Source organism: Bacillus sp. FSL K6-1284, assembly GCF_038002625.1.
Classification (GTDB): domain Bacteria; phylum Bacillota; class Bacilli; order Bacillales; family Bacillaceae; genus Bacillus; species Bacillus paralicheniformis.
Window position 1 is genome coordinate 4,067,729 of record NZ_JBBOCW010000001.1, and the last position, 12,963, is coordinate 4,080,691.

16 protein-coding genes are annotated in these 12,963 nt (G+C 45.2%); 5 read left to right on the top strand and 11 right to left on the bottom strand.

Annotated features, from left to right (window positions below):
• Nucleotides 1-4: 4 nt before the first annotated feature.
• From thiE to MHB72_RS20785, 5 genes are all read right to left on the bottom strand, one after another.
• Nucleotides 5-679 (bottom strand): thiamine phosphate synthase, encoded by a 675-nt coding sequence (thiE, locus tag MHB72_RS20765; RefSeq protein WP_026580283.1) that lies wholly within the window; start codon nt 677-679, stop codon nt 5-7.
• A 1-nt stretch (nt 680) separates the two neighbouring features.
• Nucleotides 681-1,490 (bottom strand): hydroxyethylthiazole kinase, encoded by an 810-nt coding sequence (gene thiM / locus MHB72_RS20770; protein WP_216919277.1) that lies wholly within the window; start codon nt 1,488-1,490, stop codon nt 681-683.
• Entirely contained in the window at nt 1,487-2,404 is a 918-nt protein-coding gene (gene cidR, locus MHB72_RS20775) for a cidABC operon transcriptional activator CidR (protein ID WP_023856984.1), read from the bottom strand. The genes thiM and cidR overlap by 4 nt, the downstream gene beginning before the upstream one ends.
• A gap of 130 nt (nt 2,405-2,534) precedes the next feature.
• Nucleotides 2,535-2,804 carry a YwqI/YxiC family protein gene (locus tag MHB72_RS20780; RefSeq protein ID WP_216919275.1) on the bottom strand — a complete coding sequence of 90 codons (270 nt, stop codon included), beginning with the start codon at nt 2,802-2,804 and terminating at the stop codon, nt 2,535-2,537.
• On the bottom strand, nt 2,801-3,229 hold the full coding sequence (locus MHB72_RS20785) for a YwqH-like family protein (protein WP_020453375.1): 429 nt from the start codon (nt 3,227-3,229) through the stop codon (nt 2,801-2,803). The genes MHB72_RS20780 and MHB72_RS20785 overlap by 4 nt, the downstream gene beginning before the upstream one ends.
• Nucleotides 3,230-3,712: 483 nt before the next feature.
• On the opposite strand from MHB72_RS20785, the gene MHB72_RS20790 reads away from it, so the two are divergent.
• Both MHB72_RS20790 and MHB72_RS20795 read left to right on the top strand, forming a co-directional pair.
• Nucleotides 3,713-4,099, top strand: a complete 387-nt coding sequence (locus MHB72_RS20790) for a CidA/LrgA family holin-like protein (RefSeq protein WP_020453376.1) — start codon at nt 3,713-3,715, stop codon at nt 4,097-4,099.
• Complete coding sequence (locus tag MHB72_RS20795) at nt 4,081-4,767, top strand: CidB/LrgB family autolysis modulator (protein ID WP_023856983.1); 687 nt, start codon at nt 4,081-4,083, stop codon at nt 4,765-4,767. The genes MHB72_RS20790 and MHB72_RS20795 overlap by 19 nt, the downstream gene beginning before the upstream one ends.
• Nucleotides 4,768-5,035: 268 nt before the next feature.
• Here the strand turns inward: MHB72_RS20795 and putP are convergent, their stop codons facing one another.
• Nucleotides 5,036-6,502 carry a sodium/proline symporter PutP gene (putP, locus tag MHB72_RS20800; RefSeq protein ID WP_023856981.1) on the bottom strand — a complete coding sequence of 489 codons (1,467 nt, stop codon included), beginning with the start codon at nt 6,500-6,502 and terminating at the stop codon, nt 5,036-5,038.
• 98 nt (nt 6,503-6,600) lie between these two features.
• Nucleotides 6,601-7,791: a class I SAM-dependent rRNA methyltransferase gene (locus MHB72_RS20805; RefSeq protein WP_145929957.1), complete on the bottom strand. Its 1,191-nt coding sequence runs from the start codon at nt 7,789-7,791 to the stop codon at nt 6,601-6,603.
• 142 nt (nt 7,792-7,933) lie between these two features.
• Here MHB72_RS20805 and MHB72_RS20810 point away from each other — a divergent pair, with 142 nt between their 5' ends.
• Nucleotides 7,934-8,314 carry a VOC family protein gene (locus MHB72_RS20810; RefSeq protein ID WP_128822189.1) on the top strand — a complete coding sequence of 127 codons (381 nt, stop codon included), beginning with the start codon at nt 7,934-7,936 and terminating at the stop codon, nt 8,312-8,314.
• A 30-nt stretch (nt 8,315-8,344) separates the two neighbouring features.
• On the opposite strand, the gene MHB72_RS20815 is transcribed toward MHB72_RS20810, so the two are convergent.
• The 4 genes from MHB72_RS20815 to MHB72_RS20830 all read right to left on the bottom strand — a co-directional run bounded on the left by MHB72_RS20815 (nt 8,345) and on the right by MHB72_RS20830 (nt 10,762).
• A complete protein-coding gene (locus tag MHB72_RS20815; RefSeq protein WP_340904188.1) occupies nt 8,345-9,283 on the bottom strand; it encodes a phosphoglycerate dehydrogenase in 939 nt (312 codons plus the stop codon).
• A gap of 150 nt (nt 9,284-9,433) precedes the next feature.
• Nucleotides 9,434-10,297 carry a glycosyltransferase family 8 protein gene (locus tag MHB72_RS20820; protein WP_216919271.1) on the bottom strand — a complete coding sequence of 288 codons (864 nt, stop codon included), beginning with the start codon at nt 10,295-10,297 and terminating at the stop codon, nt 9,434-9,436.
• Between the two features lie 121 nt (nt 10,298-10,418).
• Nucleotides 10,419-10,595: a hypothetical protein gene (locus tag MHB72_RS20825; RefSeq protein WP_216919269.1), complete on the bottom strand. Its 177-nt coding sequence runs from the start codon at nt 10,593-10,595 to the stop codon at nt 10,419-10,421.
• Nucleotides 10,592-10,762: a hypothetical protein gene (locus tag MHB72_RS20830; protein WP_145929954.1), complete on the bottom strand. Its 171-nt coding sequence runs from the start codon at nt 10,760-10,762 to the stop codon at nt 10,592-10,594. Before MHB72_RS20830 ends, MHB72_RS20825 begins: the two co-directional genes overlap by 4 nt.
• A 310-nt stretch (nt 10,763-11,072) precedes the next feature.
• On the opposite strand from MHB72_RS20830, the gene MHB72_RS20835 reads away from it, so the two are divergent.
• Entirely contained in the window at nt 11,073-12,236 is a 1,164-nt protein-coding gene (locus tag MHB72_RS20835) for a sensor histidine kinase (protein ID WP_144497902.1), read from the top strand.
• A complete protein-coding gene (gene ydfI, locus MHB72_RS20840; RefSeq protein WP_216919268.1) occupies nt 12,229-12,870 on the top strand; it encodes a two-component system response regulator YdfI in 642 nt (213 codons plus the stop codon). The genes MHB72_RS20835 and ydfI overlap by 8 nt, the downstream gene beginning before the upstream one ends.
• Nucleotides 12,871-12,963: the final 93 nt, after the last annotated feature.

The following is a 12,963-nucleotide window of genomic DNA, read 5'->3' on the forward strand; positions in this document are numbered from 1 at the left end:
CCATTTAGGAATGCGCGCTTTGTTTAGCAGCTTGCACTTTCTTGCTGAACGCCTCGGCGGCCGCCTTTGGATCGGCAGCTTTGCTGATGGCGCTGATGACACTGATGCCGTCAGCGCCGGCCTCGATGACGGGGGCGCAGTTTTCGGCCGTGATCCCGCCGATTCCGACCACAGGTATGCCAATCCCCTGCCTGCGGAGCTCTTGAATGAGCGAGACACCCTGCACAGCTTTTGTATCCCGCTTTGTTTCAGTCGGGTAAACCGGTCCTGCACCGATATAATCCGCTCCATCCTTTTCCGCCTTTACGACTTCTTCAAGTGTATGCGCGGAAACACCGAGGATTTTGTCCCCGATTCTCGCTCTGACGTCGGCGGCCTTATCATCATCCTGCCCGATATGCACCCCATCGGCGTCAAGCGCAAGCGCGAGTTCTACATCATCGTTGATGATAAACGGAACATTGAACTGTTTGCAAAGAGCCTGCACCTGTCGAGCAAACGCCTTTTGATCTCCTGCTTTTAACGCGCCCTCGCCTTTTTCGCGGAATTGAAAAAGTGTCGCACCGCCTTTTAAGGCTTGTTCAATGACAGTTAAAGGATCGCCTGCAGTATTGTTTGAACCCATAATAAAATAGACTGACAACAGATCTTTTATCGTTTCTTTTGAGACTCGCGTCATCTTATTCCACCTCTCTGATCCTGCCGCGTTCTTTTATATCCATCGCTTCAACAGCGGCAAGCTGATTCAAAAACTCGATTTGAAAGCTTCCGGGCCCCAGGTTTTCCGTTTTCTCCGCGGCCAACTCGGCCGCCGTTCCATAAAAAGCGGCTGTAGATACAGCGGCATGGCAAACGTCTTTTTCAACGGCGCAAAACGCACCGATGACAGAGGTAAACAGACAGCCTGTCCCCGTCACTTTCGTTAACAGTTGATGTCCGTTGCCTACGGTATACGTTTTTGTTCCATCCGTTATGACATCTTCAGCTCCGGTTATGATGACGGCTGTATCCCATAATTTCGCGGCTTTTTTGGCGAGCTCTGTTCTGTCGCCGCTCCCTTCGCCTGCATCCACGCCTTTGATCAGCCAGTCCTCTCCAAGCGTGTTGGCAATTTCCGCGGCATTGCCTCTGACGGCGGAAACCTTCACTTCGCGCATAATCGCTTGAGCCGATTCTGTTCGAAACGGCGTCGCCCCAGCACCGACTGGGTCAAAAATAACCGGCACACCGTGTTCATTGGCGGACTTTCCTGCAATGATCATCGATTCAACAGATTCCCGGCTGAGCGTGCCGATGTTCAGCACAAGGGCTCCGGCGATCTTTGCCATGTCGGCGGCTTCTTCCCTCGCATACGCCATCACCGGCGATGCGCCGAGAGCCAGTAAACCGTTCGCCGTAAAATTGGTGACGACATTGTTTGTCATATTGTGTACGAGCGGTTTTTGCTTTCTGACTTTCTGAATTCCTCTTGCGGCATCTTCTAGATTCATTCGGCTGCATTCCCTTCTGTTTTTGAATTTTCGCTCCATATATACGATTTTGTATGATCAATCCACGCCCTCGCCGCGAACGACAGATAGCGGTCTTTTCTCCAAATGACGGCGACATGCCAAGGAATGGCCGGCCTCACCAGCGGAATGATTCTCACTCTTTCCGGGTCAAGATCGCGGCAGATTCTTTCGGGCAAAAGCCCGATTCCAAGGTTAGCGGAAACCATTTCGCTGATGAAATCCCATTGCGAGGTTTCATAAATGACATTCGGCTGAAATCCAGCCTTCAAGCAAGCCGTAATGATCCGTTCGTGAAGAACAAAGTCTTCCCGGAAAAAGATAAACGGTTCTTCGCTTAACTGCCGAAGCTCGATCTCATCCGCATCGGCAAAACGATGAGACGGGTGGACGATCAGCATCAAGTCTTCTTTTACGATTGTAAAGGAGTGAAAAATCTCCTCTTTTGCAGGCAAGACGACAACGCCGATATCAAGCGATCCGTCTTCCACTCCTTCCTGCACTTTCACAGAGCCGTGCTCAACAAGCTGAAAGGTGACGTTCGGATATTTGTCTCTGAAATCCCCTATCACTTTCGGAAAAAAGCCGGAGCCGATCATCGGCGGCAAACCGATCCGCACGTGCCCTTTTTTGACGTCCATCAAGTCATTCAGCTCTGAAGTTAAATTTTGAAACGACTTGGTGATTTCCTGGGCCTGCACATACATGCTTTGCCCCGCATCAGTCAGCTCGATCTGACGCCCCCGCCGGTAAAACAGCTCAATCCCGAGCTCTTCTTCAAGATTTTTAATCATTTTGGAAATTGTCGGCTGAGATATGTATAATGACTGAGCGGCTTTTGTGAAGCTTTTCAGACGGGCTACCTCCAAGAAATAGGTTAAGTGGCGTATGTCCATTTGTTTGACACCCTTTCAGAGTTCCTGCTTGTATTCATATTCTAAACCAATTTCATTGTTTTCTGCACCCCCGCGGAGCACCCCTCTACATCAACATAAAAAAACGCCGCCGGCATACAGCCGGCAGCGCCTATCTTCGGGCAATCGCTTCATCCTGTTCCTTCAGCGTGTCCACATTAGAGCGGGTGTCCTCAATGTTTTTACGAACAGCCTCTTTATACTGTTCGACCATATTGCAAATTTCGGCTTCGCGTTCAAGCCACTTTTTCGTAAAATCAAGGTTGTTCCGCCCGAGCGCTACGGCTGACGGGCTTTTTAAAGACACGGCTTGAAGCGTGCTGCTTACTTGCTCCAGCTGCTTCATAACCGCTGCATGGTTAAGTTTAATCGTTTTGCTCATTTCAACCACCCTTTTAAACCGTTGATTGTGCTGTGCAGAGCGTCGACGGCCTCCTCTCCTTTTTCCATCAGAAAGTCCGCCCGGTCGGCCGACCAGCTTGCAGCTTGAACAGCCCCTTTTTCAGAATCTAAAGCAAATATCTTTAAATCAATTTTATGAATATACCGATCATATTCATCGGTGAAAATTCTGTACATTGCTGTGTGCGCTTCATCACGTGCTTCGTCAAAATCGGCTGCCCTGCTTCCGGTCCACGACTCATCAAGGTTCGGACGCAAAATCTGCCTGATTTCTTCGATTCCGAGGTTTTGTTCCCGCTCTACATCGCGCTTTGCCCGCTCCAGCCTTGCAATTTGTTCTTCCAGCTCTGCCGCCTTATGAGAGAGGACACCGTGTATTTTTTGCAGCGTGTCTGAGTAGTCCATTATTGTCACCTCTGAAATTGCAGTATGATTCGCATGGATTGTTTCCTTGTCAAATTATGATTCAGTTGGTTTTTCATAGATTCACATCTTTGACTGGACTTGCTCTCATTTCCAATATTTATAGTTTAAGTCGAAAATCACGGATGTTGAATAGGCTGTAAATACTGTTTTTAGGGATATATACACAGTTCATCATCTTCCTCATAGCGCATTTTAAGGACATATAACCCGTCTTTTTGAATCATCTGTACACCGCTTTCATCGCGGACAAGTCTAAAGGCACGGGAATACGGCAGTTTAATGGTCACAAAAAATCGCCAAATGATTCCGGACGACAATTTCTAATTTTAGTCAGGAAACTGTTTCTTTTGACCTGATTTGCGCTTTTAACTATAGACAAAATGAATAATATCTATTCTGTATATGTATTTTACCTATACTTAAAACTCATGTACACTCATGTTTAGAAAGGGGGATAATGACATGAAAACATTCATTAAAGGATTAGGTCAGGTCGCTCTTTTGTTTTTATTCGCGCGTTTCATGAATCTGATTGCCGAGGTTCTTCATATAAACATTCCCGGCAGCATTCTCGGGATTATCGTCATTTTTGCGCTTCTTCATTTCAAAATCATTAAGCTGGAATGGATTGAAATCGGCGCCTTGTGGCTGCTCGCGGAGCTGCTTTTGTTCTTTGTCCCTTCAGCCGTCGGGATTATGAACTACGGAGATATTCTGGCTGAATTCGGCACAAGCATTATACTCGTTGTCCTCATCAGTACATTCGTCGTCATGGTGTCGACCGGAATGCTGACTCAATTGATTGCCAAAAGAAAGGAAAGGAAAAAAACATGCTCATCGGATGCTTAAGCCTGATCGCAACAGTGTTAATTTATCTGGGCGCAAAAGCGGTGTATTCACGCCATCCAAAGGTATATGCGTCACCTTTATTGGTCACGCCGGTGATACTTGTCGGCCTGCTGCTTTTCATCAACGTGCCCTTTGAAGCGTACAATGCGGGCGGTCGCTTGTTGACAGACATGCTCCAGCCGGCAACCGTGGCTTTTGCGATTCCGCTGTACAAATACTTTCCAGTCTTGAAAAAATACGCGGTTGAGATCATTATCAACGTGACTGTAGGCTGCTGTATCGCGATCCTGTCAACAGCGTTTATCGCAAAACTTTTCAAGCTGAATGAAGACCTGATTGAGAGCCTCGTTCCCAGATCGGTCACAACGCCAATTGCAATGAGCGTTTCTGAAATGATCGGCGGAATGCCCGCGGTGACCGCTGTTTTTGTTATATTGACCGCCCTGTCCGGGTCAGTGATCGGACCGATGGTCATTCGCTACTTCCGGATTGATAATGAAATCGCAAGGGGCGTGCTGCTTGGCACAAGCGCCCACGGCGCAGGTACGTCAAAAGCATTTGAGCTCAGCTCCGTGTCCGGAACGATTTCAAGCGTATCGATGATCCTGGCTGCGATCATCACGCTTTGCGCAGCGCCGTTTCTCATTTCCCTTATTGCAGTATCATAGCCGAAAAATAAAAAAACCAAATTGGGGAAGTTTTTTTCCGCCAATTTGGTTTTTTTCATTTAGACATCGAGCAGCACATCAGCAATACTATAAAAGAAATACACCAAAATCCCAACCGAAAAGTGTGAAATTTCCCCGATCCATCCGCCGCCATTTCCGAAAAAATTCATCGCTTTTTTCTTTGGAAAATGTCCACAGAAATCCCGTGAAAGCCCCTGTGAGAAAAGCGGCCGTCAACAATACTTTGACAAAGACCATCACCATATTCTCAACCTTTCAGCTGTTCAACCGCCGTCTCAAATTCCTTTTCAATCTCTGCGGACGGCTTCTTTGTCATCAGGCTGACGACGATGATCACGACTGTACAAACAATAAATCCGGGAATGATTTCATAAACCGGGTCAAAAGCTTTTACTTGCTCCCACACAATAACAGTCAACGCCCCGGACAGCATCCCTGAAAGCGCGCCCCACTTCGTCATTCGTTTCCAATACAGACTCAGCAGAACGACAGGACCAAAGGCCGCTCCGAAACCTGCCCACGCATAGCCGACAAGATTCAATATCGTTTCATTCGGATGAAGCGCCATCATGAGGGCGATCAGTGAAATCGCGAGGACAGACAGCCTTCCGACAAGAACAAGTTCTTTGTCAGAAGCTCCTTTCCGGACAAACGCTTTATAAAAATCCTCTGTAAGCGCGCTTGAGGTTACAAGAAGCTGTGAAGAAATCGTGCTCATGACAGCTGCTAAAATGGAAGCCAGCAAAAACCCCGTAATCATCGATGGGAACAAAAGGTCTGCCAACTTAATGAATATCGTCTCGGCATTCTTTAACGAAAGATGATTTGCGCTGAAATAGGCGATGCCGACGAGTCCTGTCAGCATCGCGCCGCAAATCGAAAAGATCATCCAGCCCATGCCGATTCTTCTGGCACTCTTCAACTCTTTCACGCTTGAAATCGCCATAAACCTGACAATAATATGAGGCTGTCCAAAGTAGCCGAGCCCCCACGCCAGTAAAGAAACAATACCGATTGCGGTTGTTCCTTGAAACGGACGGAGGAGGTCCGGGTTGACCGCGTTCACTTCCGAAAACGCCGGCGCAATTCCCCCCAATTGGACAAAAACGACGATCGGCATTAAGATGAGCGCAATAAACATGATCGTCCCTTGAACAAAATCGGTCCAGCTGACAGCCAGAAAGCCCCCGAAGAGCGTATAAAGAATGACAACCCCGGCCGTCAGCCAGATGCCGATCCGATAATCAAGGTGGAATGCTGTTCTGAACAGCTCTCCGCCCGCCACCATTCCGGATGATGTATAAAAAGTGAAAAATACTAAAATAACGAAAGCCGACGTCACTCGTAACAGCCTTGAACCGTCTTTAAAACGGTTTTCGAAATAATCGGGTATGGTAATGCTGTTGCCGGCCGTTTCCGTATACGTTCTCAGCCTCGGCGCAACATACACCCAGTTCAAATAAGCGCCGATTGTCAGACCGACAACGATCCAGCCGCTGCTCAATCCGTTCAGAAACATCGCACCGGGCAGCCCCATTAATAGCCAGCCGCTCATATCGGAAGCACCTGCGCTTAACGCGGTGACGGCGGGGCCCAGATTTCTTCCGCCAAGCATGTAGTCGGTCAAATTTGAAGTTCTTCGATATGCAAAATATCCGATAAAAAGCATTCCTGCCATATAAATACCTATCGATATTAAAATTCCGTAATCCATAACTTCCCCCTGCCTGAGTTTTTCGCGTAATATCAATATACATGAATAATTGATCGACAGGTATTGTTTTTATCGCAAAATTTTTCCCCAGCCTTACATTAACGGCGGCGGATCCGCAAAAAGACAACTTTTAAATAATCACCTTCAGGATAGCTTTTCACCGTTTTAAAATCTTCGGGCAGCGAATGCTCCTCAAGCACTGTAAAGCGCGTCCCCGTTTCTTTGCATGCCGCTTCGATAAAACCTTTGAATTTTTTCATCCCAAAAGCGCTGCTGTTCGTCGAAGCGACGATCACACCTTGATCTTTAGTGATTCGAATCGCGTCTTTCAACAGATTTTTATAATCCTTTGCCGCGCTGAATGTATGCTTTTTTGTTCTCGCAAATGAAGGCGGATCAAGGATGACGAGGTCAAAGGCGAGTTCTTTTTTGGCCGCGTATTGAAAATATTTAAAAACGTCCATGACTTTAATATCATGAGCTTCATAATCCAGCCCGTTCACGCTGAATTGTTCGATCGTCCTGCTTAAACTGCGGTTTGCAACATCAACGCTCGTCGTTTTTTCAGCGCCTCCAAGCGCCGCCGCCACAGAAAATGCACCTGTATATGAGAAGGTGTTGAGCACGGTTTTTCCTTCCGCATACCGGTCCCTAACCGCCTTGCGGACATGGCGCTGATCGAGAAAAACGCCTGTCATCGCACCGTCATTGAGGTAAACGGCAAAATGTATGCCGTTCTCTTTCACAATGATCGGAAATTCCCCTCTCTCTCCTCTGACAAAGTCGTCATCTTCTACATACTGCCCGGCCGTATTAAACCGTTTTTTCTCATATACGGCTTTATAGTCTGTCAATTCATCGAGGGCTTCCATAATCGCTTCCTTAAACGTATAAATCCCTTTGCTGTACCATTGGAACAAATAGTAGCCGTCATAATAATCAATCGTAAAGCCGCCGATTCCGTCGCCTTCCCCGTTAAACAAACGAAAAGCGGTCGTATCCGGGTCTTGAAAAAGCGATTTTCTGGCCTGAAAGGCGTTCACCAGCCTGCTTAAAAAGAATGATTGATCAATTGATTCCTCTTCGTTTCGGGTCAGAATCCAGCCGATCCCTTTGTTTTGCTCGCCATAGTAGCCCTTTCCCAAAAACGTGCCGTTTTCATCGGCAACCCTGATCAGCGAACCTTCTTTTATGCCGTTTTCTTGCGAAGAAACAGCTTCTTTTTCAATTAAGGGATAGCCCTTTTTCATTTTTGCAGCGAATGGATGTTTTATTTTTAATGTATGCATTTGATTTCATTCCTTATTTTAAAGTCTTCTCTATCCTACCATAACGCCTGATCAATATTCTTATTCATCATGTAATCGATATAATTGACAGATGATTCCGACCTTTCTAAAATGATGGAGAAACAAAAGGAGGAATGGCGGAATGGCGCGAATTGACCACGTAGGACTGATGGTGAAAGACATTGATGCTTCGATCACATTCTACCAAAATGTGATCGGAATGACGCTGAAAGGCAGAATGACCCATACAAACGGCATCATGAAGCTGGCTTTTTTAGGCTTTCAGAACAGAGACGAGACAGAGCTTGAATTGATCGAGGGATATAACGACAGTCTTCCTCAGGAAGGAAAAGTACATCATTTTGCCGTCTCAACCGATGATATCGAGGCTGAATTCGCCCGCGTAAAAAGCGCCGGCATCAAGCTGATGGAAGACGAGATCACCGTATTACCAAACGGCTTCCGCTATTTTTTTCTTTTTGGGCCCGAAGGAGAAATAATTGAGTTTTTTCAAAGAACATAACCGGATGCGGCTTTTCGCCGTTTCCGGTCTTTATGAAACGCGGAAAGCCGGCGGCTGTTTTTCGATAAACCTTTTGATGTTTTGATATGTCACCTCTTCGATGCGCCTGATGCTCTCATACGTAGCGCCGCCGATATGCGCCGTGCACATGACATTGCCGAGACTAGTGATCCGGGCGGCCGGCGGTTCGGTTTCAAAGACGTCCAATGCTGCACCTCTGATCTGTTTTTGTTCAAGCGCTTGAATGAGCGCGCTTTCGTCTACCACTTCTCCGCGGGCAATGTTGACCAGGTACGCGGTTTTCTTCATTTTTGCCAGCTTTTCTTGATTGATCAAATGATAGGTGGCAGGTCTTAATGACGTGCTGATACATACAAAGTCAGATTTTGCCAGGATATCGTCAAGCTCTGCAAACCGTACATTCAGCCGTTTGGCTGCATTGTAGTCTTTGTATGTGCCGTACGCCAAAACGTTCATATGAAACCCGGAAGCCCGTCTTGCAACCTTTTTGCCAATTTCCCCAAAACCGATAAGCCCCAGCGTTTTTCCATCGAGCTCATAGCCCATCTCGGATTGCCACAAACCGGCTTTGACTGCGGCGTTTGACTGCGGGATCGAACGGGCGCCAGACAGCAGAAGGCCGAATGCCAAATCGGCGACTGCCGAGGCGTTTTGGCCAGGTGCATTCGTGACGAGGATTCCTTTTTCGCTTGCATATTCTACATCAATATTGTCGATTCCCGCGCCGAATTTCATGATATATCTTAGTTCCGGGGCGGCGTCGATCAGCTCCCGGTCCACTTTTTCAACGCCGGCGATATAAATATGAACATCCTTGATATGAGTCAGTAAATCCTGTCTCGTCAACCGATTGGAATCCAGAAATGCAAATTCGGCGCCGAGCCGTTCGACCCTTTCCTTCAACAGTGGCGCTGTGCGGTAAAACAGTCCGTTAAGTGTCAACAGCACTTTAACCAAAAGCACTCCTCCATTCGTCAAAAATTTTTGCACGCCAAGAAAAATGCTTGTTTCCGAAAGGAAACAAGCGAATATGGGGATACGTCAGGGTTTGTTGTCATTATATCGATTCATCCTGCGATTTAAAATGAGATTGGCATGTTAGCTGACATGGTTTTTAGACAATTTGGCCGGCTGGTTAAAGGCTGTGGACTGCAAATACTTAAAATATTGACGGGCGTACGGGTGTGAGGTGTTTGAATTCCAAGGCTTGTTTCCGCCGCAGAAATGAACGATTGCCGGGTTTGCCCTTGTTTCCATATAGCGCTTTTGATCGATGAGGGAAGCCGGCGTTTTTTCTTTTAAAATAATGTGTGTTTGGGCGTTCCATCTCGGATGAAGTTCGAGCCACTGATCATAAAGAATCGCATTCAGCGCGTCTTGGTCATGAAACACAAACATGTCTTCATCGTTGTTATTGATAAAGTCGATGACTTTTTTCGAAATGTTGTTTTTTCTCCAGGCTTCCATATCGATGATCATGATACCTGAGTTAAAATATTTTGCTTCGTCGCTGATGTTCATCTTTTTCAGCCGTTCATGCTGGCCTGCATCTTCAACCGCCGCTGCGAAATAAGGTGAAATGTCCTTGTCCCACAACTTCGATATATCCTCTAACACTAAGGCGTCGCAATCGACATAGATCATTCGTTTGACGGATTCGTCATCAATCAGATCGGGGATGGAAATCCGATAGTATGCCGCTTTTGTAATATGGCTGCTTTCGACCGCACGGTCATACTGGCTTTTTTCTACATTCAGAAATGTAATAGGGGCTCCGAATTGAAGGGTCGTCTCTTCCAGACGCTTTTTATTTTCCGGTTCAATCCCTCCGTCGATGACATACAGTTTCACATCGCGCGTCTGATCCATATTCGTCAGCAATGATGCGAACATCACGCTTAAATGCTGTGCGTAGTTATTGTCTGTACATGAAATAATATGCATGGTTCGGTCGCTTTTCATATGTCTTCCATCTCCTTTTCTTTTTTTGTTCTATTCCCTTTTTTTAAAAGATAAACACCGTCGATAGGCTGAAAAAAAAAAGGATCATGCAAGATCCTCAGATTGTATGGCGTCTATTTCACTATCTTTTGGCAAAAAGCTTCTTTGAATAAAAGTAAGGGTAGCCAATAATGATGATTGGAGCTGCTAATGTAAGGAGCATCCATGAGCCTGAGTGCCTGTCTCTAATGACTCCAATGAATATACAAGTACCGATGAGAAAATATAATAAAGCACCTAAATACCAATACATGTTCATTCCTCTTTTTCTTTACACGTGCTCTTGGATTGACTATTTTTGTTTCTATGTTTGTCTGTTTTTTCGTTCGTATTGCTTAATCGATCAGGGCACTGATTTTTTGACACTTTCTCAGTTCTGATTCCTTTTCTTTTTAATGATAAAATTGTGAGATCAATCGATTTCAATGTTGATCATTCCTTTAATAAATAGTGAGTTCCTTATGATTTTAAATGTAAATTTGAAAAGATAAAACGTACATAAAGGCAGAACGCTTATGTACGTTTGGGCAATGATCATATGTTTGGGAACATCTAATGGTTCACTGCACCTCGGTATTGTTGTGTTCTTTCTCTTCCTATAAAATGATTGGATAAATGTATGTTCACGTTCAATAAATTACATGAATCTCTGTTCGGTTAAACTGTTAAAGGAAGTGGATGAGGTTTGAATCCTTTTAAAGAAAAGCATTACTCACATGATAGACGGGCATTAAATATGCTTGCGCTCAGAGTTCCGGGACTGGCTTTTATTCTCATGATCTATGTAGCCTCTATCGTGCTGCAATTTATTATTGGGAGCTGGTCCATTTTATTGCTTAACGTGTTTACAGTATTGACCGCCATTTTTGCTTTGCTGCATTGGCATTCATATCGCTGGGTTAAGAAAAGGGTCATTCTATATTTTGTGCTGCAAGGTTTGATCACTTTTACACTGGCTAATATCATGACTGGCTTCTTAGTGCTGGTCATCATCGGCCTTTATGCATTTTTGATGGGACAGATTGCAGGAATAGCAGACAGAAGAAGGACTTTCCTTATACTGTATTTACTGCTTCTGCTGTCAATCAATGCAACACATCAGATTCACAAAGGTGATTATTTGCATTTTCTTGTCATTGCCGTACCTATTATGATCGTGATTATTACTTATGCCGCTACATTATTTGCCCAAGTCGATGAAAAGATAAAAGCTCAGCTGACTCTTGAACGGCTGGAGCTGGCTCATCAGCAGGTCGAACAGCTGACGCTGCAAAACGAAAGGCAGCGTATGGCCCGGGACTTACACGATACGCTTGCTCAAGGGCTGGTCAGTTTAAATATGCAGCTCGATGCTATTCATGTTCATCTCGCCAAAGGCAACACAGAGAGAGCAATAGAAATCATTCAACAATCAATGAAAAGAGTGAGAGGTACATTGGCCGACGCGCGTTCAGCGATTGACGATCTGCGCAGCAAATCAGAGGAAATCGGTTTTCTAAAAGAAAGAATTACCTCACTAATGGATCATTTTCAAGAGTCGACAGGCATGGGTGGTTTTTTAGACTACCGATTACATCAGATATTAGACGTTCGTACAGCTGAAAACTGTTATTACATCATTGGAGAATGCATAACGAATGCAGCAAAGCACGCTGAAGCAGAAACGATATCGGTATCCATTTGGGATGATGATAAGGGGAGGCTCCATTTAACTGTCAAGGACAATGGCAAAGGATTTGATGTTGAAAAGAGCAAGAAAAAGAGAGGACATTACGGGCTTCTCGGCATAGAAGAACGCGTCAGAGCCATGAAAGGCCAATTTAATATAAAGAGTACAAAATCAAAAGGAACACAAATTGAGATCACAGTACCAATTCAGGGAGAGATGCAAGATGAATAAGGTTTTAATCGTTGATGACCATCTTGTCGTGAGGGAAGGTCTGAAGCTTTTAATTGAAACGAATGATCATTACACCATCATAGGAGAGGCCGAAAATGGCAAAGCGGCAGTCCGTCTTGCAGATGAATTAAAACCGGATATCATTCTCATGGATTTGTATATGCCGGAGATGAGCGGGTTAGAAGCCATTAAACAAATAAAAGAAAAACATGACATCCCTATCATTATTTTGACTACTTATAATGAAGATCACTTAATGATCGAAGGAATTAAATTAGGGGCGAAAGGATATCTATTGAAGGATACGAGTTCAGAAACCCTTTTTCATACAATGGATGCAGCAATAAGAGGAAACGTGCTGTTGCAGCCTGAAATCTTAAAACGTCTGCAAGAAATCCAATTGGAGCGGATGAAAAAACAGAGCAGTGATACGCAGCTGACAGAAAAGGAAGTCATTGTTCTAAAAGCAATTGCTAAAGGTCTTAAAAGCAAAGCGATCGCCTTTGATTTGGGCGTCTCTGAGAGAACAGTAAAGTCCAGGTTAACGTCCATTTACAATAAATTAGGCGCGAATTCAAGAACTGAAGCCGTAACGATTGCCATGCAAAGAGGCATTCTGACATTAGACAAATAACATCAAATTTGAAATTTGCCCAAACGTACATACCCGAATGTACGTTTTTTTTATTTCATTGTCCACTACAATGAGAAGGAATATGATCAAGCA

Coding starts and splice junctions, on each gene's coding strand:
- thiE (WP_026580283.1), bottom strand. CDS start 679: ATGACGCGAGTCTCAAAAGAAACGATAAAAGATCTGTTGTCAGTCTAT.
- thiM (WP_216919277.1), bottom strand. CDS start 1,490: ATGAATCTAGAAGATGCCGCAAGAGGAATTCAGAAAGTCAGAAAGCAA.
- cidR (WP_023856984.1), bottom strand. CDS start 2,404: ATGGACATACGCCACTTAACCTATTTCTTGGAGGTAGCCCGTCTGAAA.
- MHB72_RS20780 (WP_216919275.1), bottom strand. CDS start 2,804: ATGAGCAAAACGATTAAACTTAACCATGCAGCGGTTATGAAGCAGCTG.
- MHB72_RS20785 (WP_020453375.1), bottom strand. CDS start 3,229: ATGGACTACTCAGACACGCTGCAAAAAATACACGGTGTCCTCTCTCAT.
- MHB72_RS20790 (WP_020453376.1), top strand. CDS start 3,713: ATGAAAACATTCATTAAAGGATTAGGTCAGGTCGCTCTTTTGTTTTTA.
- MHB72_RS20795 (WP_023856983.1), top strand. CDS start 4,081: ATGCTCATCGGATGCTTAAGCCTGATCGCAACAGTGTTAATTTATCTG.
- putP (WP_023856981.1), bottom strand. CDS start 6,502: ATGGATTACGGAATTTTAATATCGATAGGTATTTATATGGCAGGAATG.
- MHB72_RS20805 (WP_145929957.1), bottom strand. CDS start 7,791: ATGCATACATTAAAAATAAAACATCCATTCGCTGCAAAAATGAAAAAG.
- MHB72_RS20810 (WP_128822189.1), top strand. CDS start 7,934: ATGGCGCGAATTGACCACGTAGGACTGATGGTGAAAGACATTGATGCT.
- MHB72_RS20820 (WP_216919271.1), bottom strand. CDS start 10,297: ATGAAAAGCGACCGAACCATGCATATTATTTCATGTACAGACAATAAC.
- MHB72_RS20825 (WP_216919269.1), bottom strand. CDS start 10,595: ATGAACATGTATTGGTATTTAGGTGCTTTATTATATTTTCTCATCGGT.
- MHB72_RS20835 (WP_144497902.1), top strand. CDS start 11,073: ATGCTTGCGCTCAGAGTTCCGGGACTGGCTTTTATTCTCATGATCTAT.
- ydfI (WP_216919268.1), top strand. CDS start 12,229: ATGAATAAGGTTTTAATCGTTGATGACCATCTTGTCGTGAGGGAAGGT.